At 68.7% G+C, this 24394-nt stretch carries 23 protein-coding genes; 8 read left to right on the forward strand and 15 right to left on the reverse strand.

Translation table 11 applies throughout. The features are described 5' to 3' along the window. Both ACQHI0_RS10000 and ACQHI0_RS10005 read right to left on the reverse strand, forming a co-directional pair. A complete protein-coding gene (locus ACQHI0_RS10000) occupies positions 1-1050 on the reverse strand; it encodes a 3-oxoacyl-ACP synthase III family protein (protein ID WP_427907650.1) in 1050 nt (349 codons plus the stop codon). A 380-nt stretch (positions 1051-1430) separates the two neighbouring features. Then, positions 1431-2426, reverse strand: a complete 996-nt coding sequence (locus ACQHI0_RS10005) for an MsnO8 family LLM class oxidoreductase (protein WP_427907651.1) — start codon at positions 2424-2426, stop codon at positions 1431-1433. Positions 2427-2585: 159 nt separating this feature from the next. Here ACQHI0_RS10005 and ACQHI0_RS10010 point away from each other — a divergent pair, with 159 nt between their 5' ends. Continuing rightward, positions 2586-2984 carry a DUF779 domain-containing protein gene (locus ACQHI0_RS10010; RefSeq protein WP_427907652.1) on the forward strand — a complete coding sequence of 133 codons (399 nt, stop codon included), beginning with the start codon at positions 2586-2588 and terminating at the stop codon, positions 2982-2984. Between the two features lie 4 nt (positions 2985-2988). On the opposite strand, the gene ACQHI0_RS10015 is transcribed toward ACQHI0_RS10010, so the two are convergent. The 6 genes from ACQHI0_RS10015 to ACQHI0_RS10040 all read right to left on the reverse strand — a co-directional run bounded on the left by ACQHI0_RS10015 (position 2989) and on the right by ACQHI0_RS10040 (position 9533). After that, positions 2989-4365, reverse strand: coding sequence for a hypothetical protein (locus ACQHI0_RS10015; protein WP_427907653.1), 1377 nt, complete (start codon positions 4363-4365; stop codon positions 2989-2991). A 75-nt stretch (positions 4366-4440) separates the two neighbouring features. Next, positions 4441-5256, reverse strand: a complete 816-nt coding sequence (locus ACQHI0_RS10020; RefSeq protein WP_427907654.1) for an ABC transporter permease — start codon at positions 5254-5256, stop codon at positions 4441-4443. Positions 5257-5285: 29 nt separating this feature from the next. After that, positions 5286-6239, reverse strand: a complete 954-nt coding sequence (locus ACQHI0_RS10025; RefSeq protein ID WP_427907655.1) for an ATP-binding cassette domain-containing protein — start codon at positions 6237-6239, stop codon at positions 5286-5288. Beyond that, complete coding sequence (locus ACQHI0_RS10030) at positions 6236-7492, reverse strand: glycosyltransferase (RefSeq protein WP_427907656.1); 1257 nt, start codon at positions 7490-7492, stop codon at positions 6236-6238. Before ACQHI0_RS10030 ends, ACQHI0_RS10025 begins: the two co-directional genes overlap by 4 nt. 2 nt (positions 7493-7494) lie before the next feature. After that, positions 7495-8562, reverse strand: a complete 1068-nt coding sequence (locus ACQHI0_RS10035; RefSeq protein ID WP_427907657.1) for a hypothetical protein — start codon at positions 8560-8562, stop codon at positions 7495-7497. A 296-nt stretch (positions 8563-8858) separates the two neighbouring features. After that, complete coding sequence (locus ACQHI0_RS10040) at positions 8859-9533, reverse strand: TVP38/TMEM64 family protein (RefSeq protein ID WP_427907658.1); 675 nt, start codon at positions 9531-9533, stop codon at positions 8859-8861. A gap of 173 nt (positions 9534-9706) precedes the next feature. Here ACQHI0_RS10040 and ACQHI0_RS10045 point away from each other — a divergent pair, with 173 nt between their 5' ends. From ACQHI0_RS10045 to ACQHI0_RS10060, 4 genes are all read left to right on the forward strand, one after another. After that, the gene (locus tag ACQHI0_RS10045; RefSeq protein WP_427907659.1) at positions 9707-11578 is read left to right on the forward strand and encodes a methylmalonyl-CoA mutase family protein; all 1872 of its coding nucleotides are present in this window, start codon (positions 9707-9709) and stop codon (positions 11576-11578) included. Further along, complete coding sequence (scpA, locus tag ACQHI0_RS10050) at positions 11578-13842, forward strand: methylmalonyl-CoA mutase (protein ID WP_427907660.1); 2265 nt, start codon at positions 11578-11580, stop codon at positions 13840-13842. The genes ACQHI0_RS10045 and scpA overlap by 1 nt, the downstream gene beginning before the upstream one ends. Beyond that, entirely contained in the window at positions 13839-14936 is a 1098-nt protein-coding gene (gene meaB, locus ACQHI0_RS10055) for a methylmalonyl Co-A mutase-associated GTPase MeaB (RefSeq protein ID WP_427907661.1), read from the forward strand. The genes scpA and meaB overlap by 4 nt, the downstream gene beginning before the upstream one ends. Positions 14937-15136: 200 nt before the next feature. Continuing rightward, complete coding sequence (locus ACQHI0_RS10060; RefSeq protein ID WP_427907662.1) at positions 15137-15460, forward strand: hypothetical protein; 324 nt, start codon at positions 15137-15139, stop codon at positions 15458-15460. A gap of 7 nt (positions 15461-15467) precedes the next feature. Here the strand turns inward: ACQHI0_RS10060 and ACQHI0_RS10065 are convergent, their stop codons facing one another. Beyond that, the gene (locus ACQHI0_RS10065) at positions 15468-16595 is read right to left on the reverse strand and encodes a magnesium and cobalt transport protein CorA (protein WP_427907663.1); all 1128 of its coding nucleotides are present in this window, start codon (positions 16593-16595) and stop codon (positions 15468-15470) included. A 108-nt stretch (positions 16596-16703) separates the two neighbouring features. On the opposite strand from ACQHI0_RS10065, the gene ACQHI0_RS10070 reads away from it, so the two are divergent. Then, positions 16704-17069 carry an ArsR/SmtB family transcription factor gene (locus ACQHI0_RS10070; RefSeq protein WP_427907664.1) on the forward strand — a complete coding sequence of 122 codons (366 nt, stop codon included), beginning with the start codon at positions 16704-16706 and terminating at the stop codon, positions 17067-17069. Next, positions 17066-17536, forward strand: coding sequence for an SRPBCC domain-containing protein (locus tag ACQHI0_RS10075; RefSeq protein ID WP_427907665.1), 471 nt, complete (start codon positions 17066-17068; stop codon positions 17534-17536). Before ACQHI0_RS10070 ends, ACQHI0_RS10075 begins: the two co-directional genes overlap by 4 nt. Before the next feature lie 7 nt (positions 17537-17543). Here ACQHI0_RS10075 and ACQHI0_RS10080 read toward each other — a convergent pair whose 3' ends face one another. The 6 genes from ACQHI0_RS10080 to ACQHI0_RS10105 all read right to left on the reverse strand — a co-directional run bounded on the left by ACQHI0_RS10080 (position 17544) and on the right by ACQHI0_RS10105 (position 23308). After that, on the reverse strand, positions 17544-19085 hold the full coding sequence (locus ACQHI0_RS10080; RefSeq protein WP_427907666.1) for a molybdopterin-dependent oxidoreductase: 1542 nt from the start codon (positions 19083-19085) through the stop codon (positions 17544-17546). Between the two features lie 48 nt (positions 19086-19133). Continuing rightward, on the reverse strand, positions 19134-19865 hold the full coding sequence (locus ACQHI0_RS10085; protein WP_427907667.1) for an anti-sigma factor: 732 nt from the start codon (positions 19863-19865) through the stop codon (positions 19134-19136). Next, a complete protein-coding gene (gene sigK, locus ACQHI0_RS10090; protein WP_427907668.1) occupies positions 19862-20509 on the reverse strand; it encodes an ECF RNA polymerase sigma factor SigK in 648 nt (215 codons plus the stop codon). Before sigK ends, ACQHI0_RS10085 begins: the two co-directional genes overlap by 4 nt. A 113-nt stretch (positions 20510-20622) precedes the next feature. Further along, on the reverse strand, positions 20623-21270 hold the full coding sequence (locus tag ACQHI0_RS10095; RefSeq protein WP_427907669.1) for a fasciclin domain-containing protein: 648 nt from the start codon (positions 21268-21270) through the stop codon (positions 20623-20625). Between the two features lie 137 nt (positions 21271-21407). Next, positions 21408-22718: a cryptochrome/photolyase family protein gene (locus tag ACQHI0_RS10100; protein WP_427907670.1), complete on the reverse strand. Its 1311-nt coding sequence runs from the start codon at positions 22716-22718 to the stop codon at positions 21408-21410. Beyond that, on the reverse strand, positions 22715-23308 hold the full coding sequence (locus tag ACQHI0_RS10105) for a lipocalin family protein (protein WP_427907671.1): 594 nt from the start codon (positions 23306-23308) through the stop codon (positions 22715-22717). Before ACQHI0_RS10105 ends, ACQHI0_RS10100 begins: the two co-directional genes overlap by 4 nt. 173 nt (positions 23309-23481) lie before the next feature. Here ACQHI0_RS10105 and ACQHI0_RS10110 point away from each other — a divergent pair, with 173 nt between their 5' ends. Then, positions 23482-24318 carry a MerR family transcriptional regulator gene (locus ACQHI0_RS10110; protein WP_427907672.1) on the forward strand — a complete coding sequence of 279 codons (837 nt, stop codon included), beginning with the start codon at positions 23482-23484 and terminating at the stop codon, positions 24316-24318. The last annotated feature ends 76 nt before the right edge of the window (positions 24319-24394 follow it).

Consider the following 24394-nt stretch of genomic DNA (forward strand, 5'->3'; position numbering starts at 1 on the left):
TCAGACCTTCAGGGAGGAGATGGTGGCGGACAGGAAGCCGGCGACGACGCCGGAGGCGGCCGGGACCATGAGCAATTTCGATCCCGCCGCGATGTTCTCGTCGGCGAGCTGATCGTGCAGCACGATGAAATGCGATGTGGTCGAGGTGTTTCCGTACTTCTCGATCACATTGAGGTCCGGGGGCATCTCGGCGCCGAACTCGCGAGCGGCTACCGCGTTGATGTACGGCACGGCGGCAGCGCCGAACTGGTGATGAATGAGGTAGTCGAACTGCTCGCCGGCGAAGTCGCGGCCCTGCTGTTCGAGGAAGGTGCCCTGGGCGTCGGGCCAGAGCAGGAAGCGTGCTTCGTTGTGCATCTTGCGGTTGTCGGTGTAGAGCGCGACGCCCGACGACTTGTCGCTCGGCATGCCGAGGCACAGGTGCGAATGCTCTGCGGCGGTGAGCAATTCGACGTAGTGGATCTTGTCGGCGTCGTCGACCGCGCGGTCGAGCACGACCGCGCACCCGGAGTCGCCCACCGACAGCGAGGCGAACTGCAGATCGTATTTCTCGGAGATCTCGTCCACGGCGGTCTCGGCGATGGGCGTGATGGCCTCACCGCTGACCACCATCCCGTTGCGCACCACGCCCGATCGAATCATCCGGTCGAGAATGTATGTGCCGGTGAGCATTCCGGCGCAGGCGTTGGAGACATCGAAGGTGATCGCTCGCTCGGCGCCGAGGGTCTTGGCGATCGTCGACGCGAACGAGGGCTCCATGTACATGCGGGTGCCGTCATTGCTGCGGGTGATCGAACAGGAGATGATCACCTCCAGTTCGCCCGGCGCGTAGCGGGATCGGGCAAGGCAGTCCCGCGCGGCGTTGACGGCGAGGGTGAACGAATCCTCGACCGATTCCGGTCGGGTATCGCGCACGCGGCGTTCTTTCACGCCGGTGATTCGTTCCAGATCGAACGACGGTGGCGTTTTCAACCGCGAGATCAATTCGGTGGTGGACAAGATGTTCGACGGAAGATATGCCCCGATGGATTCGAAACGCGATTGCGACACGTGAGCTCCCGGATGCGGTCGAAGAATGGTGTACCGAACGATTTCCGATCGCCGGTGGAGTCGAACCCTACCGGTCGCGCGGAGCCGTTGCATGCAGTGATCCAGCGCACTTCGCGCCGCGAGTTCATCTGTGTGACAAGCCGTTACGCCAACTTCGGCAATCCGCATCGATGGCACAGAGCGCCAGCTCAGTCGTCTTCCCCGGCAGGTGGCAATGGGCAGGCTATCGGCCACCGAGGCCGTCGGCACGGCCGTGCGGTGCCGCGGAACGGTACTCGCACAGTGAGTGACCTCACGATCGTTTACACCGTCGAATAAATTGCGGGCCTTCCGGGTTTGTTTTCGGAGCAGAAGCGATCTCGCGAATTTTGGCGACCGGACTAACCTGCCAGACCGACGACGCGAGCCAGCCGCCGATGCGAATCCAGCCGGGCCGCCCGATCGAAAGTGCTGGTGTGCACCAGGACTTCATCGGCGCCGGTGCGGCTGACCAGCTTCTCCACTGCTTCCGCCACCTCGTCCTCGGTGCCGTGGAGCTGGTTGCCGAGCGCCTGTTCGAAGAGGTGGCGCTGCCGGTCGGTCATCCTCGCCGGGTCGATTTCGCCGGGCGGGATCAGCGCGGGAAACTCGCCGTGGGTGCGGGAGTAGGCACTCGCCCAGGCCTCGGGAAGGAGGAGCCGGTGCGCCTGCTCGGTCGAGTCGGCGATCATCGCCGTCGCGGAGACGACGACATACGGTCGTGGGACGCGAGCCGACGGCTGGAACCGGGCGCGGTACCGCTCGATCGCGTCCACCATGGCTTGCGTGCCCGCGATCGGCGCGATCACCAGCGGCAGTCCGAAACGTGCCGCGCGCTCGGCCCCGGAACCGGTGGCGAGCAGGAACGCCGGGACGTCATTGCCCTCCGCGGAGCCGGCGTGCACGCCCGCTCGACCCGCCGCGAAATAGTCGAGGACTTCGGCGAGATGCGCGTCGAAATCGTCGACTTCGTCGAGACCGTGACCGAGCGCACGGCGGACGCCATCGGTGAACCCGACCGAACGGCCGAGACCCATGTCGATCCGTCCCGGGAACAGCGCTGCGAGCACACCGAACTGCTCGGCGACGACGAGTGGTTGATGGTTGGGCAGCATCACCCCACCGGTGCCGACCCGGATTCGCGAGGTTGCCGCCGCGACCGCGGCCGCGAGCACGGTCGGCGCCGTTCCGGCGACTCCGGGGACGCTGTGATGCTCGGCGACCCAGAACCGGTGATAGCCCCACTGCTCGGCGAGCGCCGCGAACGCGACGGTCTCGCGCAGGGCGTCGGCGTGGTCCTGCCCGCGCCGTACGCGTGAGCGGTCCAGGATCGAGAAGCGAACCGATTCGAGTGCCATATCAGTAGTCAACGCCGCCGACGCGATCCGATTCCGCGACGGCGCCACGCGGGTGCAGGCCTTCGCAAGATTGGACCGGTACCAACCCTTGACCAACCTTTCGCAACCATAGTGTGCTCCGAGCACGATCACTGTCGAGAATTTGCGAGGAGTGCACCAATGGTTCGACATCCCCACGGCCGCAAGGTCCATCATCGACACCGTGCGGTCGAGGCCAGCGACGACGCACTCGACGTGCTGCGACTGCTCCTCGAAATGCACGGTCCGGTGGTGCTGTACCTCGCGCCCGATACCGACGGCTACACGCCGGTCTGCGTGCCGCTGCGCGACTTCCGGCCCGGTGCCGGTGATGTGCTCGCCGGGCAGACCGCCTGGCACACCCAGTTGTGGATGGCGGAACCGTTCCACGTCGGGTTCGACGACCTCGACGTGAGAATCGAGGTGCGCAATCGCCCGCAGGCGGGCTCCACTTCGCTCGAGGCCTCGTGCGGGTTCCGGTTCACCTTGCGCATCGAAAAGGCCGACAGCGCCGCCGAATTCGTCGAGGAAGCCTCCTGACTCGTCACCAGAACCGCGGCGTCAGCCCCCAGTCGGCGAACTCGGCGGCCAGCAGTTCGCGCAACGCGGCGCGGGTGGGGAAACGGTCGGGGTCGCCGCCGGTGACCACGAGTGTCACGGTGTCGTCATCGCAGGAGAAGGCGAGATTGACGCCGAGCTCGACCTGACGGAACAACTCGACCGGCCCGGGATTGACCACCGGGCGCATGATGACGTCGCGCGCACGGTGCGAACCGAGGACCGCGATGTTCTGCGCGGTGCGACCCATGTTGGTGCACAGGCATTCCGGCGCCTTGGCGGTGCGGGCGAACTTGTGCAGTACCACCTTCGGCAACAGCATCTGCACCGGTTGCAGGTGCTGGATCGGCGGGACGGTCGCGGGGTCGCGGTAGGCAAGGCCCGCCGCTTTGAGAGCGGCGCGGACCGCGGGCAGATCGGCGCGTTCGCCCGCGCGGTAGCCGACGCTGATCGGCAGCCCGGTGGTGGCGTTGGCGCGTGGGTCGTCGGCCTCGCGCATCGAATGCGGAATGTCGACACGGACCTCGGCACCGTCGGCGATGCGGCCGCTGCGACCGAGCAGCCCGACCGCGACGCCGATCAGCAGGCCGTTGGTGGTTCCGCCGTGGTCGGCCGCAACGGCGTCCCACGCGGCGAGATCGAGCTGGACGATGGCCTCGGCGGCCTGCCAGGTGTCGGCATGGGCCAGTCGTGGCACGGCCGGGCGGGGATTGCGGGCCGGTTCACTGACACCGCGCGACCGGCGCGCCGCACGCACACCACGCGCGAGGGCCCCGAGTTGGCGGCGGGCATCGGCGAGGTCGGCGGCGAAGCGGCCCGCACCCGCCACCGGGCCGACGAGCCTGCCCGCGCTGGCGAGGCGGTCGGGTGACTCCCCGCGGTTGAGCCGATCGAGGGAGTCGACGATCGCGTGCATCATGGCGCCGCCGTCGCACGCGACATGTGAGGCAACCAAGGTGATCACGGTGCCGCCGGATTCGAGGGGCGCGCCCGCGAGCTGCCACACGAGTCCGCGTTCGGGGTCGAATTCGACGGCGGCCTGCTCGAGGAACCAGTCGAGAATCCGGTCCTCGGGAATCGGCGTGTCCGACCAGCGCAGCGGGAGGGACTCGGTGGCTGGCTCCCAGTGCGCGCGGGCGATCGGGAAGCGGGTGGTGCGGACCCGTCGCGCGATGAAACCGGTCGCCAGATGCGCGTGCCAGTCGTCGAGCAGGTCCCGGCCAAGCGCGGTGTCGAAGCGGTACGCCAGCTGGTTGACCAGCGCATTCGGGTAGAGGCTGTGCAGCTTGAAGAACAGGTCGTCGTCGGCGGTGATCCGGTTGAGCTCGGTGGTCACTGCGACGGCGGGGGAGATGACAGTCATCGATGGACTCCTGACGGGCGTCGGCGCGACAGCGTTCCTCAGCTGCGCAGGGCGGGAGCGAAGGCGGAAGTACGCCTATCGGGAACGGAGAGTGCGCACGGTCAGTGGCGCGAAAACAGCGACGACGATCACCGAGGCGACCAGCGACCACCAGGCGTCGGCGCCGATCGTGCCCTCCGCGGCGAGCGTGCGCACCGCGGAGACCAGGTAGGACACCGGGTTCAGGTCGGAGACGTGGCGCATCCAGGTGGGCATGGATTCCTCGGGCACCAGGGCGTTGGAGGCGAAGCCGAGGAAGGTGAGCACCAGCATGGACATGCCCTGCACGGCGGCGGGACGGGCGATGGTGGCGCCGATGAACGCGAACAACCAGCTGATCGCGGTGGTGGCGAACACGACCAGCACCGCGCCCGCCAGGAAACCGGCGGTGTGCTCGGGCCGGTAACCCAGGCAGAAACCGACGATCACGACCGTGGTCGCGGCGATGAGATAGCGCACGGCACCGGCCAGCAATGCCCCGGCAACCGGTGCGGAGCGGGCGATCGGCATGGCGACGAAGCGGTCGAAGACGCCCGAGTGGATGTCCTCGGACAGTTGCACACCGGTCGCGACCGAGGACGTGAGCACGATCTGGACCAGCACGCCGGGGATCATGATCGGCAGGTACGCGGCCATGCTGCCCGCGATGGCGGTACCGAAGATGCTGCCGAACAGCACCGGGCCGACGATCGGGAGCAGTACGGCGTCGTAGAGCAGTTGCGGGCTGTGCCGGAAGGTGAGCAGTCCGCGCCACGCCATCATCAGCGAATGATGCAGCGCGGCAAGCGGACTGACACGGGTCACGCGTGGCGTGCGCACCACCTGGCGAGGCATCTCGGCCGTGCGGGTCATGGTGGTCCTCGAGCTTTCGCGAAGGGTGGTCATCTCGCGTCCACGGTGCGTGCGTGCCCGGTCAGCGAGAGGAACACCTCGTTGAGATCGGGTCGGTCCACCGCGAACCCGCGCAGCGCGATGCCCTCGTCTCGGCACGCGGCGACGATATCGGCGCCGCGGGTGACGTCGCGCAACGCGATCGTCAACGTCCCCGTCGACGAACCCTCGGGCACGTCGCCGGTGATGTCCTGGATCAGCGCCTCGGCGCGGCGCAGGTCGGTGGTGTCGCGGATGTCCAAGCGCAGCACCTGCTCACCGATGGAGGACTTGAGTTCGGCGGGGGTGCCGTCGGCGACGAGCGTGCCACGGTCGATGACCGCGATCCGGTCGGCCAGCGCGTCGGCTTCTTCGAGGTACTGGGTGGTGAGCAGCACGGTGGCGCCGCGCTCGACCAGCCCGCGCACGATGCCCCACATGCGGTCGCGGGTGTGTGGATCGAGCCCCGTGGTCGGCTCGTCGAGGAAGATCAAGGGGGGCACCGTGATCAGCGTGGCGGCCAGATCGAGGCGCCGTCGCATGCCGCCGGAGAACGCGCTGACGCTGCGCCGCGCGACAGCCGAGAGCTCGAATTCCTCGAGGAGTTCATCGGCCCGGCTGCCCGCTTCGCGGCGCGACAGGCCGAGCAGCCGACCGAACAGGCGCAGATTCTCACCGGCGGTGAGGGTTTCGTCGACGGAGGCGTACTGGCCGGTGAGCCCGATCATCGAGCGCACCGCGGTCGCCTCGCGCACCACGTCGTAACCGAACACCTCGGCGCTACCCCGATCCGGCCGGAGCAGCGTGGCGAGCATGCGGACGGTGGTGGTCTTTCCCGCGCCGTTGGGACCGAGCATCGCGAACACCGATCCGGCCGCGATGCTGAGGTCTATGCTGCCGACCGCGGCGAAGTCTCCGTAGGACTTGCCGAGTCCGGTGGTGCGAACGGCGATTTCGGTGCTCACTGCGGCCTCCCGGCGTGGCTGGAAACTGGTGTCGGGAACGACAGGGCGGCAAGGGATTCCACCTCGTCGACAGCACGCGCTACGCCGTCGCAGGCGAACCGGCTCGCGTAGGCGGCCGCCCGCGACACCACGTTCGGATCGGCGACTCGGTCGAGCAGAGTGGTGAGCGCGGTCTCGGTGAGCTCGGCGGCGCGCACGGTGCCCGCCAGGCCGCGCCGCGCCAACGCCCGGCCCCAGTACGGCTGATCGGCCTGGACAGCGCAGATCACCTGTGGGACACCCGCTCTCAACGCGGCGGCGGTAGTTCCCGCACCGCCGTGGTGCACCGCGGCGACACAGCGCGGGAAAATCGAAGCGTGCTCGACCTGCTCGACGACGGCCAGCTCGGGCGACAGCGACGGTTCGATCCCCGCCCACCCCGCGGCCAGCAGCAGTCGGCGACCCCGACGTGCGCAGACCGCGCGCAACATCGTCACCAGCGCGGCCGGATCGTCGACCGCCATCGAGCCGAAACCGACATAGATCGGTGCCGAACCGGCATCGATCCACGCGGTCAGCGCCGGATCGGTCGGCGCGCCGAGGAATCCGGCGGTATCGACGGCGAACCCCGTCACCGGGTGTCGCTCCGGCAGCTCGGCCGCTAACCCGGGAAACAGCTCGACGTCATAGGCCTGGATCGAAACTCGGTCGGGTAGCGGATGTTCCACGATTCCGAACTCCGACAGCGGCTGTTCCAGCGCCGCGTCACGTGCCCACCGCAGGCCCGACCAGATCCGCCGATTGAGCGCCCCGGGGATCCTGGCGCCCCACGCGGTGGGCACCACCGGGACCGAGCGATTCGGATGGATCGGAAAGAAATGCACTGCTGCCAGCGGCAACCCAACGCGCCGCGCCACCTTCTCGGCCGCTTCCTCGCCCGCCATCCCGGTCACGACCACGTCGTGACCGGGGGCGAGAACCAGCAGGTCACGTACCGCCTCGACAACCCCGCGCCGCTGCAGATCCAGCACCGCGCGCACCCGCTGACGCGGATTCGGACTGCGGAAGCGGTGATCGTCGTGCTGGGTGCGCAGCAGTTCGGCGCTGTCGCGACCGAAACCGACGGCGGCGATGCCGTGCGCGGTGGCGAAGCCGACGAGATTGGGGGACAGCGCGAGCGTCACCGAGTGCCCGCGAGCCACCAGCTCGCGGGCCAGGAGAATGCCGGGCTGGGCATCGCCCCGGCTCCCGGTGAAGGCCAGCAGCGCACGCATGCTCAGCCCGCGCTCAGTGCTGCTGCGGTGTCGGTGACCGGCGCCGTCGCGACCGGAACCAGGGTCACCGAGTACATCGCCCTGGCGAACTCGGCGAGGAAGCGTTCCATGACCTCGCCCGGCAGGCCCGCGGGGTGACGGGTAGAGACATAGAGGCCGTCGGGGCCGCGTACGACCCAGAAATACACCTCTTCGGTGGAGTACGAGACGGCGCGCAAGGTGCGTCCACGCAGTTCGGCGACCAATTCGTAGTCCGGAAGCATGCGGATGTCGAGGAAGGACGCACCGTAGGTCGGTCCTTCTACGGCACCGGCCATCGCCAGCGAACGGCCCCAGGAGGCGTCGTCGCAGAGATGGGCACGCTTGAGCGAGGCGCGGGTCGCGGTCAGCGCGACCGCCATGTCCGCGCCCGCGGGCAGGGTGATGTCGACCGGCACGACATTGACGAACCAGCCCATCGATTCGAGCCAGGTGAGGTCGGGCCGGGTGGCGATCGGCATGACCGTGCGGAACCGGTTGTCGCCGAAGGTTTCCCGGGAGGCCATCGCCAACGCCGCGAACACCGTCACCGAGAGCCGGTGCTTCATGCGATCGAGCGCGGCCTCGATTTCCTCGAGCTGGTCGATGCCGATCAGGGTGCGCGACACGCTGGGCTGGGCGTGCTCACCGTCCAGGACGGTGACCTGATCCGCGGCGAAGCGGGGCATGGGCGAGCCCGGCGCACCGAGGAATTCACGCCACACCGCGACGGCGGGGGATTCGGGGTCGAGTTCCTCGGCCGCCGCGCGCTCGATGACGGCGTAGTCGGCCGGGCTGCCGAAGGTGGCCGAGTCGCGGATCTCGCCGCCGGTGGTGACCGCGGTGTAAAGGGTGCGCAGCTCGAGGAGCGGCCGCGACCAGGGCGGGCGTCGTCGGGATCGAGGAAGCCGAGGTACTGCTCGTGGACGCTGGCGAGGGGGCGTTCGTCGTCGTGCCAGGTCTCGGACGAGGTGAGTTCGGGGGTCCAGATCACCAGGTCGCCGCAGCGAATCCGGAATTCGGAGAGATGGGTGTATTCCATGGCGGGTCACCTCATGGGGAATGCAAGCCGAGAAACGGCGCGAAGGGGATTCGGTGGTCGCGGGCGCGTCACCGGGTGTTGCTCTGGATCCCGCACCGGATGTAGCTGGCGAACCCTGGGCTATTCCGAGTCTATAACTCTGAGAGTTATCTGAAATATTGTTAAGTCACAATTGGAAGGTGTGAAGAAGATCACTTTCAGATTTGTTTCGAATCACAACCTAGACCAGTTGCCCCTGGAGTAATGGGGTTTTAGTTCACATCAGCGGAACAGATCGGGACCGCTCCGGCCGAGGCGCGCGGTCGGTCAGGGGGTGGCGGGTTCCGGCTCGAGGACCGGCGCGTCGACCGGTAGCCGGAGGTCGACGATCAGGCCGACCAGCCCGATCGACAGGCAGATGGCCGACACGATGATCGCGGCAGGATGGGTGCCGCCCGCCAGTGAACCGGCCAAGACAACCGTGGCGATCGTGCCGGGTGCCGAACCGGCCAGTGTCGCGACAAGATAGGGAGAGACCCGGACCGAGGACAGTCCGCAGCAGTAGTTGACGATCGAGAACGGCGCGAAGGAGATCATCCGGATCGCGGCGACCGCGAGCCACCCGCGCCGGGCCAGCCGATCGTCGATCGCCCGCACCGCCGGATGCGTGAGGTGCCGGGCGACCCGGTCGCGCCCCAGCGCGCGCACCCCGAGCAGCGCCGCGGTCGCGCTGACACCGGTCGCGGCCATCGCGATGGCCGACCCGAGGACCGGACCGAACAGCACGCCGCTGGTCACGGTGAGCACGGTGCGCGGAACGGGGGCGACGGCGGCGACCGCGTAGAAGAGGAAGAACAGCAACGGCAACAGCGGCCCGGCGCCGCCGGCCCAGTCGCGGATCTGCTGCGGGCCCGGCAACGGAACCATCATCGCCAGCACGAACAGCGCGGCGAGCCCGGCCATGGCGATGAGCAGGCGCGGGGAACGGAGCAGGCGGGGCACCCGGGTAAGCGTACCGGCCGGTAGGGGATGGCCCGAGTGGGTGGACACCCTGTCACAGTTAGCATCATCAGGGAACCGGACACATCCTGGTTCGCTGTGGGCCCGTTTGTGGGATTTCACGGACCGGCAGCACGCCGGGGTGCGGTCGTCGAATGGAAGAGAGAACAGCAGCTATGCCGATTGGTTCAGAGTCCGGGGCGGGGCTCGCGCCGGATCCGGTGCCCGAGTACGCCGCGTGGCGCAAGGGTGTGGCGGGTGTGCTGGCGAAAGCGCGACGGGTCGAGGCTTCCGAGCTCCCCGCCGAACCGGAACATCTGCTCGACGAGACCACCTATGACGGGCTGACGATCGCCCCGCTCTACACCCGCCGCGACGAGCTGCCCGAGCAGCCGCTGCCCGGCGCCTTCCCGTACGTGCGTGGTGGCGACGCCACCCGTGACCCGCAGCGCGGCTGGTTCGTCGGCGCCTTCGCCGGTCAGGACGACGCCGAGGCCACCAACCGGGCGATCCTGACCGGTCTGGAGAACGGCGTGAGCGCGATCGCGCTCGGCGTGGGCGCCTACGGCGTCGCCGTCGACGACATCCCTGTCGCGCTGCGTGGCCTGCTGTTCGAACTGGCCCCGCTGACGTTGGTCGCCGGAGCGGCCACCGGTGCTGCCGCCGAGCGGGTGTACGAGGTGCTCGACGGCTATTCGATCGCCGATCGCGCGCAGATCCGGGTCGGCCTCGGCGCCGCCCCGCTGACCAACGCCTTCACCGGCGCCGAAGATGTCGACCAGGCCGAGGCCGTGGCGCTGGCCGTGCGCGCGATCGCCCGGCCCGAGACCGTCCGCGCGATCACGGTGGACGGCATCGCCTTCCACAACGCCGGTGCCGCCGACGCGCAGGAAGTGGGCGCGGCCGTCGCGGCCGGTCTGGCCTACCTGCGTTTGCTCACCGGCGCCGGGGTCGACATCGCCGACGCGTTCGACCAGCTCGAGTTCCGCTTCGCGGCCACCGACGACCAGTTCGCCACCATCGTGAAATTCCGGGCCGCCCGGCGGCTGTGGGCCCGAGTCGCCCAGGTCTCCGGTGCGCCCGCCTTCGGCGCCGCGCCGCAGCACGCGATCACCTCGGCCGCCATGATGACCCAGCGTGACCCCTGGGTGAACCTGTTGCGCACCACCCTGGCAGCGTTCGGCGCCGGCGTCGGCGGCGCCGATTCGGTGACCGTGCTGCCCTTCGACGCGGCGCTGCCCGCGGGCGAACTCGGCGTCTCCACGACGTTCTCCCAGCGCCTGGCTCGCAATACCCAGCTGCTGCTGCTCGAGGAATCGCGCCTCGGGCACGTGCAGGACCCGGCCGCCGGTTCCTGGTACGTCGACAAGCTGACCGACGAACTCGCCGCCAAGGCATGGGCATTCATGCAGGAGCTCGAGTCGGCGGGTGGGTATCTCGCCGCGCTCGACGCCGGTGTGCTCGCGGCCCGGATCGCCGAGACCGCTGCCACGCGCGCCGCCGACATCGCCCATCGCCGGACCGCGGTCACCGGCGTCAACGAGTTCCCCAACCTCGCCGAGACCCCGCTGTCGGAGCAGGCCCGTGAACCCGGCCCGAACGCGCGCTACGGTGCCGCCTTCGAAGCGCTGCGCAACCGTTCCGACGCCTACCTGGCGGCCAACGGCGCCCGGCCGAAGGCGCTGATCGTGCCGCTGGGCCTGGTGGCCGAGCACAACGCGCGCACCATCTTCACCGCGAACGTCCTGGCCTCGGGCGGCATCGAATCGGTCAACCCCGGTCCGCTCGCGATCGATGACATCGCCACCGCCGCAACCGAATCCGGTGCGCGCATCGCGGTGCTGTGCGGTGCCGACAAGCGCTACGCCGAACAGGCGGGAGCCGCGACCGACGCCCTGCGTGCCGCGGGCGTGGAGACCGTGCTGCTGGCCGGTGCGGAGAAGTCGGTCGAGCAATACAGCGGGACGCAGCGTCCCGACGGGTACCTCGCCCTGCGTATCGACGCGGTCGCGGTCCTGTCGCAGCTGCTGGAGAAGGTGGGAGCCTGATGACCACATCCGATATCGAGCACGTCATCGGTAGTTTCGCCGAGGTGCCGCTTACCGACCACGCGCCCACGTCCGCCGACGTCGACGCCGAGCAGGTGCGCGCCTTCGTGGCCGATGCCGCGACGGCGAACCACACCACTGCCGAGCAGCTGGTCTGGTCGACCCCGGAGGGTATCGACGTTCCGCCGGTGTTCACCAAGGCCGATCGGGATGCTGTTGTCGCGCAAGGCTATCCGCTCGACACGGTGCCCGGCGTCGCGCCGTTCCTCCGTGGCCCGTACCCGACCATGTACGTGAACCAGCCGTGGACGATCCGCCAGTACGCGGGTTTTTCGACCGCCGCGGACTCCAACGCCTTCTACCGCCGCAACCTGCAGGCGGGACAGAAGGGGCTCTCGGTCGCGTTCGACCTCGCCACCCACCGTGGCTACGACTCCGACCACCCCCGCGTCCAAGGTGACGTCGGCATGGCCGGTGTCGCGATCGACTCGATTCTGGACATGCGCCAGCTCTTCGACCAGATCCCGCTTGACCAGGTGTCGGTGTCGATGACCATGAACGGCGCGGTGCTGCCGATCCTGGCGCTCTACGTCGTCGCCGCCGAGGAGCAGGGCGTGACGCCCGAACAGCTGGCCGGAACCATTCAGAACGACATTCTGAAAGAGTTCATGGTCCGCAACACCTACATCTACCCGCCCAAGCCCTCGATGCGGATCATCTCCGATATCTTCGCCTTCACCAGCGCGAAGATGCCGAAGTTCAACTCGATCTCGATCTCCGGCTACCACATCCAAGAGGCCGGTGCGACAGCCGATCTGGAGCTGGCCTACACCCTCGCCGACGGGGTGGAGTACATCCGCGCCGGTATCGCCGCGGGCATGGACGTCGACAAGTTCGCGCCGCGCCTTTCGTTCTTCTGGGCCATCGGCATGAACTTCTTCATGGAGGTCGCCAAGCTGCGCGCCGGGCGTCTGCTGTGGAGCGAACTGGTGTCCAAGTTCGAACCCAAGAGCGCGAAATCGCTGTCGCTGCGCACACATTCGCAGACCTCGGGCTGGTCGTTGACCGCGCAGGACGCCTACAACAATGTGGCGCGCACCTGTATCGAGGCGATGGCCGCGACCCAGGGGCACACCCAGTCGCTGCACACCAACGCACTCGACGAGGCGCTGGCCCTGCCGACGGACTTCTCCGCCCGCATCGCCCGCAACACCCAGCTGCTCATTCAGCAGGAATCCAACACCACCCGCCCGATCGACCCGTGGGGCGGCTCGTACTACGTCGAGTGGCTCACCCATCAGCTCGCCGAGCGGGCCCGCGCCCACATCGCCGAGGTCGAGGCGCACGGCGGTATGGCGCAGGCGATCTCGGAAGGTATTCCGAAGCTGCGCATCGAAGAGGCCGCCGCGCGGACCCAGGCGCGGATCGACACCGGCCAGCAGCCGGTGATCGGCGTCAACAAGTACCAGGTCGAAGAGGACCACGCGGTCGAGGTCCTCAAGGTCGAGAACTCGCGGGTGCGTGCCGAGCAGATCGAGAAGCTGGAACGGCTTCGCGCCGAACGTGATTCGGTCGCGGTGGAGCAGGCACTGGCCGAATTGACCCGGGCGGCATCGGCTTCCGAGGGCGGCATGGAGAACAATCTCCTCGCGCTGGCCATCAACGCCGCCCGTGCCAAGGCGACCGTCGGTGAGATCTCCGACGCGCTGGAGAAGGTGTACGGCCGCCATCAGGCCGAAATCCGTACCCTGTCCGGTGTGTACCGTGACGAAGCAGGCAAGGCATCCAACATCGGCGCCGCCATCGCGCTGGTCGAGGAGTTCGGCGAGGCCGAGGGCCGTCGTCCCCGCATCCTGGTCGCCAAGATGGGCCAGGACGGGCATGACCGCGGCCAGAAGGTGATCGCGACGGCGTTCGCCGACCTCGGCATGGATGTCGACGTGGGCCCGCTGTTCCAGACGCCCGAAGAGGTGGCGCGCCAAGCGGCCGACAACGACGTGCACATCGTCGGTGTGTCCTCGCTGGCCGCCGGTCACCTCACGCTGGTGCCCGCCCTGCGGCAGGCACTGGCCGATGTCGGTCGTCCCGACATCATGGTCATCGTCGGCGGTGTGATCCCGCCCGGTGACTTCGACGAGCTCTACGAAGCCGGTGCCGCCGCGATCTTCCCGCCCGGCACCGTCATCGCCGACGCGGCCATCGACCTGCTGAAGAAGCTGGGCGCGGCGCTCGGGCACGAGATCGGTGGCGGCGCAGCCGAATGAGCAACGCCGCACAGGGGGCCGGGGGTGCCGAAGCGCACCCTCGGCTCGGGACCACCGCGGGCGTCGGCTCGCCACGTAACGAGGGGCGCACCGCCACGGGTGTTCGCCGGACGATCGACGTCGACGTGCTCGCCGACGAGGTCAGAGCGGGACAGCGATCGGCGCTGGCCCGCGCGATCACCCTGGTCGAATCCACCCGCTCCGATCATCGGGAACTCGCGCAGCAACTGCTGCTGCGGGTGGCCGCGGAACCGGGCAGTGTCGTCTCGAACCGGGTCGGCATCACCGGCGTTCCCGGCGTCGGCAAGTCCACGTTCATCGACGCGCTCGGCATGTATCTCCTGGACCAGGGCCATCGGGTCGCGGTTCTCGCGGTTGACCCGTCCTCGACCCGCACCGGTGGCTCGATCCTGGGTGACAAGACGCGGATGGCGCGGTTGTCCCTGGAGGCCGACGCGTTCATCCGGCCTTCGCCCACCGCGGGCACCCTCGGTGGCGTGGCCAAGGCGACTCGCGAGACTATCGTGCTCCTGGAAGCCGCTGGCTACGACGTGATCCTGGTGGAGACCGTCGGCGTCGGCCAGTCCGAGGTGACGGTCGCCAATATGGTCGACGTGTTCTGCTTCCTCACCCTGGCCCGTACCGGAGATCAGTTGCAGGGCATCAAGAAGGGCGTCCTGGAACTCGCCGAACTCGTCGCGGTCAACAAGGCCGACGGCAAACACGAGATCGAGGCGAAAGGCGCGGCCCGCGAACTGGCGGGCGCGCTGCGCCTGATCCACCCGCACGACGCACTGTGGAAACCGCCGGTGCTCACCATGAGCGGCCTGGAAGGTGTCGGCCTCGACAAGTTCTGGGGCACCGTCCTCGATCACCGTCGGGTGCTCACCGAGGCGGGAGAATTCGCCGAGAAGCGTCGCCGCCAGCAGGTCGACTGGACCTGGACCATGGTCCACGATCAGATCCTGCGTCGCCTGGCCGACAATCCGAACGTGAAAGATGTTCGCGCGCAAGTGGAATCGGCTGTCCGCGCCGGCACCCTCACCCCCGCCCTCGCTGCCGAACAGATCCTCACGGCCTTCGACCGGAGCTAGTACTCCCACCGCAGTGCTGGGCGGTAGCTGGCTGGCGTGCCGGTGGGTCGCTTCGATCGTGATCGCTCGAAAGTTTTGGCCTTCACCTCGAAATTCATCGATGATATTCCGATGTCGGCCACGTCGCCAGCTGTTGTCTGCGTCGATTTCCGAGGATCGTGGAAGGTGGACGCCGCAAGCTGACGGCCGAGGAGGCAGTGATGACGATCTACCGCACGAATCGGATCATGAGCAGCGACAAGACGCCTGAGCGGGCGGTTCTCGGGGGCGATGGCCGTTGGCGGCTCACCTGGCTGCCGGAACTCGGCCTGACGCCTGATCAGGCGATATCAGGACTGAGGCTCGACGAAATCCTCAGCGACCCAGCCCTGGTCTATGACCGCATGGCGCTGGCGGAGGCCACCACCTGCGCGGACCGCATCGGCATCATCCTCGAGCTCGCGATGGTGCGTCTGTGGAAGCGGATGACCACCGCCATCGCGCTCTGCGGGTTCGTGGCGATCCGATGGGGTCGACTCGCCTGACGGGCCTTCACAGCCAGCGGATGCGCCGGAAGACGACGACCAGGGCTGTGCAGAGGGTGACCATGACGGTCAGGGTGATGGGGTAACCCCAGGTCTGCCGGAGTTCGGGCATGTGATCGAAGTTCATGCCGTAGATCCCGGCGATCATCGTCGGCACGGCCAGGATGGCGATGTAGGCGGAGATCTTGCGCATGTCGGTGTTCTGCTGGACGGCGATCTTGGCCACGGCGGCACCGACGAGGGTGGTGAGGGTTTCGTCGAGGTCATTGATGCGTTCGGCGACACCGCTGTGGTGGTCGGCGACATCGCGTAGGTAGCGACGCACTTCCTTGGGCAGGGGAGTGTGCGGCGCGGTGAGCGTCTGGAGTGGGCCCGCGAGCGGCCGCACGGCGCGACGCAGCTCGACGATCTCGCGTTTGAGCTGATAGATCGCCTCGATCGGGATCTTGCTCCGCGGGCTGAACAGCTCTTCTTCCATCGACTCGACGTCGAATTCGACGGCCTGGGTGACGTCGATATAGGTGTCGACGACGTGGTCGGCGATCGCGTGCAGCACCGCGCCGGGGCCGAGCGCGAGGCGATCGGGTTCGGCCTCGAGCGCGTGCCGGACCGCGGTGAGTTCGTTGTGTTCGCCGTGGCGGACCGCGACGACGAAATCGGCGCCGAGGAAGACCATGATCTCGCCGGTCTGCACGATCTCGCTGACCGTGTGCATATCGTGCTCGACATAGGCGACGGTCCGCATCACGGTGACCATGGTGTCGTCGTAGCGTTCGAACTTCGGGCGCTGTCTGCCGGTGACGGCGTCCTCGACGGCGAGCTCGTGCAGTCCGAACGTCTCGGCGATCTCGCCCATCTGGTGCAGATCCGGCTCGAACACGCCGATCCACACGAAACCCGCACCGCGCCCGCGGATTTCGGCCAGGGCGCTCTCCGGGGTGAAGCGGCCGGGTAGCCGCTTGCCGTCGACGTAGGCGGCGCAGTCCACGATGGCGCGGGCGGTCGGGACCGAGGGTTTGGGGACCACTTCCACCCGGCGTCTGCCGCGGGACAGGAACGGGGAATCCGCCACCCGGGCGCCGATGCCGCGCCGGCTCGCGGTGGGAGCGGGTGTGACGCGAGGGCCGTCGACCATCGTTCACCTCGCTCTCGTCGATCTCGCCGCAGCATCCCACGGCGGCCGATACAGGTGCAACCGGACGAGGGGTTGCGCGAATCGACCGTGATGTGAATACTTAGGTATGTGCCTAAGTATTCGAGCGACGAACCGGACGGCGGACTCGACAGTGTCTTCCGGGCGCTGGCCGATCCGACTCGTCGCGCGATCGTCGAACGGCTGGCGCGCGGGCCCGCCTCGGTGTCGGATCTCGCCGCACCGTTCGAGGTCGCGCTCCCGACGATCGTGCAGCACTTGAAAGCGCTGGAGGCCGGTCGGCTCGTCAGCTCGGCGAAGATCGGCCGGGTGCGCACCTACCAGTTGGTTCCGGACGCTTTCGGGACGGCGATCGACTGGCTGCACCGGCAACGCCCACCCGCGCAACGGCAGGTGGACCGGCTCACGGCACTACTCGTGGAATCAACCAGAAACCCAGAGGGAGAACAACAATGACCGACACGGTGACCCGCTCCATCAACCACGCCCAGTTCACCATCGAACGCGAGGTGCCCGTCGCGCCCGCCGTCGTCTTCCAGGCATTCGCCGATCCCGCCGTCAAGGCGAAGTGGTTCGGCGGCGAGGAAGGCTGGGAGCAGGGCGAGGTCTCGGTCGACTTCGAGGTCGGCGGCCGCGAGATCAACGAAGGCACCTTCCACGAGGTGACCTCCCACTTCGTCGCCACCTACACCGACATCGTCGTCAACGAACGCCTCGTCTACACCTACGACATGTGGCTCAACGGCTCCCATATCTCCACCTCGGTGGCCACCTGGGAATTCGAACCGACCACCACCGGCACCAAGCTCACGCTCGTCGAATTCGGCGCCCACCTGGACGGTTTCGACACCGGCGCCCAGCGCGAGGAAGGCACCCTCGGCCTCGTCGACGCCCTCGTGAACTACCTCGTCAGCCAGGCCTGAGCATCGCTCACCGCACCGTGACAACGCGCGAGTGCCTGCCCGTCGCGCCGTCGGGGAACGGGGTCGCCCTCGCGTCGGTCTGCACCGATCCGGTGGCGTCGACCGCACGCACGCGCAGCGCGTGCGTGCCGGGTGTGGCATCCCACGTCCAGGTCCACTGGCGCCAGGTGTCGATGGAGTAGGCCGCGGCGAGTGTGGTTGGCTGCCACGGGCCATCGTCGACCTGGATTTCCACGGCGTCGATCCCACGGCCTTGAGCCCACGCGACGCCTGCCACGGTCATCGATCCAGCGTCCAGGTTGGCGAACGCCGCGGGGACGTCGATCCGGGACGCGGTCTTGATGGGCGCATCGGTTGCCCAACCGCGCTGTGTCCAGTACGCCTGGGCGCGGTCGAATCGGGTGAGTTCCAGGTCGACAACCCACTTGGTGGCCGACACGTAGCCGTAGAGGCCGGGCACGATCATCCTGGCCGGGTAGCCGTGCACGACGGAGAGCGGCTCGCCGTTCATCGCGATGGCCAGCAGGGCGTCGGGGTTTCCGAGCACGGCGGCGGTCGGCGTGCTCGCGGTGAACCCATCGATGCTGCGCGACAAGATCATGTCGGCGTCGGGGGAGGGGCCTGCCTCGGCCAGGAGATCGGACAGGCGGTATCCGGTCCACAGTGCGGTGCCGGCGAGATCGCCGCCGACCTCGTTCGAGACACAGGTGAGTGTGATGAGCGACTCCACGGCGTGCCGGGCGCTCAATTCGTCGAAGTCCAGACGGATTTCGCGTTCCACCATCCCGTGGATGCGCAACCGCCACTGCGCGCGGGTCAACGAGGGGAGTTGCAGCGCGGTGTCGACGCGATAGAAATCCGGTGCGGGGGTGATGAATCGGGTGAGGCCGGGAACGACTCGGTCCATCTCCGGGGTGACCGGTGGCGCGGGCGCGCCGACCCGTGGGAGGACGAAAGCCGCCCGGTCGGCCGCGATATCGCGCAGGCGCGTGCCGATGAACCGTCCCGCCGCGCCCGCCGCGACGGCCCCCGCCGCGACGGCCGTCAGCGCGAGCAGGAACCCGCGCCGTGTCGGCCCGACCTGCTGGTCGACGCCGGAGGGCACGTAGAACAGCGCGCACATTGCCGCGATCCCGGCCAGTGACCCCACCACCGCCGGAATGGCGAACAGTGGCGTCGCGGTGGGCCGGAGCAGTGCCAAGCCCGCCACCGAGAAGCCGAGGACGCCGAGCAGGCCCGCCGCCAGGGCCGGGCGGCGGCGGGCCACCAGGCCGATGATTGCGGCAGCGACTGCCATCACCGCGGCCATCGTGATGGCAAGTGCCAGTTTGTCGTTGGCGCCGAACCAGCGGATCGCACTGTCCTTCAACCACTTCGGCGTGTGATCGACCACGGTGGCACCCAGAACGAAGAAGGGGGAGGAGACCGGGTCGATGATCACCGCGACGAGGTGCCCGACCCCGAGGACGAGGGCGGCGGCGGCAGCCGTCGCGAACGCCGCCGCGAGTCGGCCGGGATGGCGATGGGTGAAGGTGAACGGGCGGACCATGCTGTCACTCCTGGGATTTCGAGTGTCGGCATGGCCCGCCGCAGCAGGTCAGCCGACTGTCATGCTGACGATCGGCGAGGTGGTCGGCCCTGGCGAACCACCGGCGGGTTCGACCGTTACCGCGAGCGTGTCGGCCGCCTCGACCGCGGTCACGGCCGAGGCCGAACTATCCAGCACCGCCACCGATTTCGGTGTGTCCGCACGTATCAGCCACAACTGATATGTGCGCTCGTCCGGCAGCGGGGGCATGTCCTGGAACGACACCGCGGCCGCGCCGAGCGACTTGGACTGGTACACCGTCATCGCGCCGCCGCCGGTGACGGCCACCGACGTTTCCCGGCTGTCGGACTGGTCGAGCACCTGCTGTGCGGTGACCGCCCCGGTGCCGTCGTTCGCCTGGTCGATCACGACCCCGATTCCGACGCCGGCACCGACCGCCACGATCGCCGCGGCGGCGACGGTCAACCATCGAAGGTGCCACCGCTTGCCGGGCGCGCCCCGCCGTGCGAGCGGGTGCGCCTGTGTGTCGTACCGGTCCAGTGCTCGCATCAGCGCGGATTCGAGGCGGGCCGGTGGCGGGACCGAGTCGAACACGGTCAGGTCCGCCATCGTCTCCTGGATGCGGTGGACAGCGGCCTGGAATTCGGCCGCGCGGTCGGTGCCTGCCGCGTCGAGCCAGTCCTCGAGTGCCTGTCGTTGTGGTGGATCCAGCGCGTCTATGGCGTAGGGATACGCCTCATCCAGCCACGACCAAGGGGTCCGCCGATCTGTCTCGCTCATCGGGTGTTCCCTCCGGTCAAACAGTTCTCGAGCCTTTTCAGGCCATCTTTGATGCGGCTCTTCACCGTCGGCAACGGCACCGACAAGGTCTCGGCGACCTCGACGTAGGTACGGCTGCCGTAGTACGCCAGCGCCACCGCTTCGCGTTGGAGTTCGGTCATGGTCTGCAGACAGTCCAGCACCGACTGTTCGTCGAGTCGCTGGGTGACCTCCTCGGCCACGACGTCGTGGTCGCGGCCGAGGTGGGCGTGGCCGAACACGATGTCACGGCGGGTGGCCGACTGTTCGGCCCGTACCCGGTCGACCGCGCGCCGGTGGGTCAGCATCATCAGCCAGCCGATCGGGCTGGCCTTTGTCGCGTCGTACTGTCCGGCCAGCGACCAGACCTGAAGGAACACCTCCTGGGCGATGTCCTCGGCGGCGCCGTGGTTGCGGACGACGCGTAGCGCGAGCCCGAACACCCGGGGGCTGGTGGCGCGGTAGAACTCGGCGAACGCCGCCCGATCGCCTGCCGCGACGTCGTCGAGCAGCTCGACCAGCCGCTGTTGCACGGCATGGTCGCGGCGGTCGACCGTCGGGCAGGCCGGAGCGGGCTCGGTGACCGATCGCAGGTTGATCGGTGCGGAGCCGCGCCGGGCCGTCATCGGGTGGTCCCTGCTTGCATCAGCATGAGAGGGATTTCGGCCTGCCTTCGGGTTCGGATGGGCGCCGCCGAGATATTTCCGCGGCGACGCCGGAAAAAGCGCCGTCGCCGTCATCACGCCGCTGGCGGCATGAGCACGCTGTCGATCATGTACACGGTAGCGTTCGACGTGCGCACGCCACCACAGATCACGTTCGCCTCGCCGACCTTCAAACTGTCGCCTGAGCCGCTGACCGTCACGTCGGCGCCCTGGACTGTCTTGTGCGCGCCCGCGATGCTCTGCGGCGCGATCTGGCCCGGCACCACGTGATAGGTGAGGATCGAGGTGAGGGTGGCCGAGTCGGTCTTCAGCGTGTCGATCGTGGCCGGATCGATCTTCGCGAACGCCGAGTCGACGGGCGCGAATACGGTGAACTGACCGCCGTTGAGGGTGTCGACGAGATTGACGTCGGGGTTGAGTTTGCCCGAGACCGCCGAGACCAGCGTGGTGAGCAGCGGGTTGTTGGACGCGGCAACGGCGACCGGCTCCTGGGCCATACCGCTGACCGAGCCGGGACCGCTGGGTACCGTGGCGGCGTATTCCGCGCAGCCGGGGCCGACGAGGTCGGCGGCGGCGGACGCGCCGGTGGTGGCAGGCGCCGACGTCATCGGCGCCGAGGAGGTCGCGGAGCTGGTGCTCGAGTCGTCATCGGAACAGGCCGAGAGGCCGAGCGCCGAGCCGAGGAGTATCGCCGCCACAAGAGTATTCGGCAAGGTGCGCATGGTGTTTCCGTCACTTCCGTCGAGGCGGCGAGGTGCCGCGTAGATGTTGGATGCAACGGAGTTCGGCTGGCTCGGCGGTTCGGACTGCCGCCGATGGCGGTCGATATTCTCGACCTGGCTGTGGCAGGCTCATCGGCCTAGGCGCCCACACAGTCGACGATCGGTGCGGGATAGTCCATCGGATCGATGTTCGCGCGCCACGGGCGGTGAATGCTTGCGCCGGGCAGGTGCGCCAGTTCGGGCAGCCACCGGCGGACATAAACGCCGTCGGGGTCGTAACGGTCGGCCTGGCGCAGGGGGTTGAGTACCCGGTTGGGCCGGGTGTCGGTGCCGGTGCCCGCGACCCACTGCCAGTTGAGCTGATTGTTGGCGAGGTCGGCGTCGACGAGCCAGCGCAGGAAGTGCGCCGCGCCGACACGCCAGTCCTGGCGCAGCGATTTGGCGAGGAAGCTGGCCGCGATCAGCCGCGCTCGCCCCGGCATCCAGCCCTCCGCGCGCAGCTGCCGCATGCCCGCGTCGACGATCGGGTAGCCGGTGCGCCCGTCGCGCCACGCCGCGACGGCCTGCTCGTCGTCGGGGCCCGCGATCACGCGCGTTCGGTAGTCCGACCAGGCGGCATCGGGGCGGGAGGCGAGCACCTGGTGGTGGAAGTCGCGCCAAGCCAGTTGCCGGACGAAGGCGAGTCCGCCGTCGGTCGCCGTATCGACCCGGCGCACCACCTCGGTGGGGGACACGCACCCGAAGTGCAGGTACGGCGAGAGCCGGGAGGTGGCGTCGGCGGCGAGATCGTCGTTGTCACGGGCGTAGCCGGTGATCGGGCCGTCGAGCCAGTCGTGCAGCAGCGCACGTCCGGTGGATTCCCCGCCGACCCGCAACTGCGGCGACGGTCGCCCGGAACCGAGATCGGCCGGCTGAGGCAGCGGCTCGCTCCGGATCGGTGGCACCGACAGCGACCGGGGCGCGGGTAGCGGGGTGCGGCGGTGGGCCGCGCTCCAGCGCCGGAAATAGGGGGTGAAGACGGCGAAGTGATCGCGACCGGTCGACGGGACGAGCTCGGCGGAAGTGGCTGTGACGGAACCGGAATGGCAGTGCACGGCCGTGTTCGGGTTGCGGCGCAACGCCTGCTCGCGCTGCCTGCTGTAGCGGCTGACATCCTCGGCCAGGTGCACGCTCGTGGCACCGGTCTCCTCGATCACCTGGTCGAGCACATCGGCCACCCGGCCGCGGCGCACGACGAGCGTGCCGCCGAGCGCGTGCAGCTCCAGGTCGAGTTCGGCCAGTGCGGCGGCGAGGAAGTGCGCGCGATTGGGCGGGCAGCGGTCGGGCACCAGCGCCGCGTCGACGACGAACAGCGGCACCACCCGGTCGGCCTCGCGCGCGGCCGCGGTGAGTACCGGATTGTCGTGAACGCGCAGGTCACGGGTGAACAGGGCGATGGCGACGCTCATCGTGCGCAGAGGGGCAGCACATCCTCGCGTCCGCCGGTGGTGGGCGAGGTGAGGTAGACGCACGGGTCCTGGCCCGCGATTCTGATCTCCTCGTCGATCCGCTGCCAAGTGCTCTCGTCCAGGGCCGGGGTGCGGGAGAGGACGAAACCGGACAGCCTGCTCGGCGAGGTGACCAGGGCCCACGAGTAGTCCGGGCCGAGCGCGGTCACCAGGTAGTTGGTCGGTCCCTCGCGCCCGTCCTGGCCGGTGACGCCCGGAAAGCTCACGTGCAGTTGCGCGTTCGTGGCCGGGTCGTTCACGGTCGCGGTGCCGCGGATCTCGTCGACGCCGCCGCTCCAGGTGTGGCAGCGGTTGTGGACGGCGATGTCGCCGCGCGCGTCGAGGGTGTAGTTCGCGGAGGTGTCGCGTGCGCAGTTGAGGTTGAACACCTGCGGTACTGCCGCGAGCTGATGCCAATCGCCGAGATAGCGGCCGAGGTCGAGGTAGGGCACCGGTGCGGGTGGCGCGGCGGCCGCGGTGCCGGAGCCGGTCGCGGCGAGGCCGGCGGCGATCAGCAAGGCGGTGGTCCACAGGCCGAATCGGGTGCGCACAGGAAACTCCTCGCGGTAGTCGGTGTCCCCCATGCTAACAGTAATTGATGCACTATTGATGCATATGGCAGGTGGTTCAGTGGGTCGTCGGCGCAATGGACAGAATCTGTCGTCGACGCGCGGAGGCCGGGGCTGTCCTGCGCCGGTCGAGGCGGTCCGGGCAGAATGAAACGATGCCCGCCGGTTCTGTTCCTGCCTCCGCCGCGGCCGGATTCACGGTGCGCGCGGCGGCCGACCGTCTCGGCATCCCGACCGCGACCCTGCGGAGCTGGAATCGCCGTTACGGCATCGGTCCCGCCCAGGACCGGCCCGGCCGCCATCGCCTCTACACCGACTCCGATATCGCCGTGCTCGAGCACATGCTCGAGCTGATCGGCGGCGGCGCGAGTCCCGCCGGTGCCGCCGCGGCGGCACGCGGGCCCGTACCGGTCCTCGGCGACCGCGGCGGCCTGCTCGACGCCGCGTTCGCGCTCGATACCGCCACCGTCTGCGCGCATCTGGACGCCCACGTGCGGGCGTACGGCGTCGTGCAGACCTGGGAGGCCCTGTGCCGCCCCGCATTCACCGACATCGTCGCGCGGCAGGGCGGCGGCGAGGGCTGCATCGACGTCGAGCACCTGCTGTCGTGGTCGATCGCGGCGATCATGCAGCAGGTGAAACCGGCGCGGAGCGGTGCGCCCGTGTTGCTCGCGTGTACGAGCGGCGAAACGCATTCGCTCCCGCTCGACGTGCTGCGCGCCGCTTTGGCGCAGGCCGGAGTCGGTGCGCGCATGCTGGGCGCCGACGTGCCCGCGGTGGCGTTGTCCGATGCGCTCGCCCGGCACTCGGGCGAGGCCTCGGTGCTGTTGTGGTCGCAACGTGAGTCGACCGCGTTGACCTCGGCAGTGCTGGCCTGTGCGCGGGCCGGTGCCCGGGTGCTCATCGGCGGGCCGGGCTGGGAGTCGGTGCTGCTGCCCGACACGGTTGAGCGGATCGGTAGCCTGGCCGCCGCGGTCGACGCGCTCCGCTGAAACCCTCGGGCGCAACATGTTTCCGGTGTCGTCGATCAGCCGCTCCCCGGCCGCGCACATCGCGAGATCGGGTCGG

Source organism: Nocardia sp. FBN12, assembly GCF_050320175.1.
Taxonomy (GTDB): domain Bacteria; phylum Actinomycetota; class Actinomycetes; order Mycobacteriales; family Mycobacteriaceae; genus Nocardia.

What these genes read in the sequence shown, in the direction of transcription:
- ACQHI0_RS10005 (WP_427907651.1), bottom strand. Translation starts at nt 2,426, where the DNA reads ATGGCACTCGAATCGGTTCGCTTCTCGATCCTGGACCGCTCACGCGTA.
- ACQHI0_RS10010 (WP_427907652.1), top strand. Translation starts at nt 2,586, where the DNA reads ATGGTTCGACATCCCCACGGCCGCAAGGTCCATCATCGACACCGTGCG.
- ACQHI0_RS10015 (WP_427907653.1), bottom strand. Translation starts at nt 4,365, where the DNA reads ATGACTGTCATCTCCCCCGCCGTCGCAGTGACCACCGAGCTCAACCGG.
- ACQHI0_RS10020 (WP_427907654.1), bottom strand. Translation starts at nt 5,256, where the DNA reads ATGACCCGCACGGCCGAGATGCCTCGCCAGGTGGTGCGCACGCCACGC.
- ACQHI0_RS10030 (WP_427907656.1), bottom strand. Translation starts at nt 7,492, where the DNA reads ATGCGTGCGCTGCTGGCCTTCACCGGGAGCCGGGGCGATGCCCAGCCC.
- ACQHI0_RS10045 (WP_427907659.1), top strand. Translation starts at nt 9,707, where the DNA reads ATGCCGATTGGTTCAGAGTCCGGGGCGGGGCTCGCGCCGGATCCGGTG.
- scpA (WP_427907660.1), top strand. Translation starts at nt 11,578, where the DNA reads ATGACCACATCCGATATCGAGCACGTCATCGGTAGTTTCGCCGAGGTG.
- meaB (WP_427907661.1), top strand. Translation starts at nt 13,839, where the DNA reads ATGAGCAACGCCGCACAGGGGGCCGGGGGTGCCGAAGCGCACCCTCGG.
- ACQHI0_RS10060 (WP_427907662.1), top strand. Translation starts at nt 15,137, where the DNA reads ATGACGATCTACCGCACGAATCGGATCATGAGCAGCGACAAGACGCCT.
- ACQHI0_RS10065 (WP_427907663.1), bottom strand. Translation starts at nt 16,595, where the DNA reads ATGGTCGACGGCCCTCGCGTCACACCCGCTCCCACCGCGAGCCGGCGC.
- ACQHI0_RS10075 (WP_427907665.1), top strand. Translation starts at nt 17,066, where the DNA reads ATGACCGACACGGTGACCCGCTCCATCAACCACGCCCAGTTCACCATC.
- ACQHI0_RS10080 (WP_427907666.1), bottom strand. Translation starts at nt 19,085, where the DNA reads ATGGTCCGCCCGTTCACCTTCACCCATCGCCATCCCGGCCGACTCGCG.
- ACQHI0_RS10085 (WP_427907667.1), bottom strand. Translation starts at nt 19,865, where the DNA reads ATGAGCGAGACAGATCGGCGGACCCCTTGGTCGTGGCTGGATGAGGCG.
- sigK (WP_427907668.1), bottom strand. Translation starts at nt 20,509, where the DNA reads ATGACGGCCCGGCGCGGCTCCGCACCGATCAACCTGCGATCGGTCACC.
- ACQHI0_RS10095 (WP_427907669.1), bottom strand. Translation starts at nt 21,270, where the DNA reads ATGCGCACCTTGCCGAATACTCTTGTGGCGGCGATACTCCTCGGCTCG.
- ACQHI0_RS10100 (WP_427907670.1), bottom strand. Translation starts at nt 22,718, where the DNA reads ATGAGCGTCGCCATCGCCCTGTTCACCCGTGACCTGCGCGTTCACGAC.
- ACQHI0_RS10110 (WP_427907672.1), top strand. Translation starts at nt 23,482, where the DNA reads ATGCCCGCCGGTTCTGTTCCTGCCTCCGCCGCGGCCGGATTCACGGTG.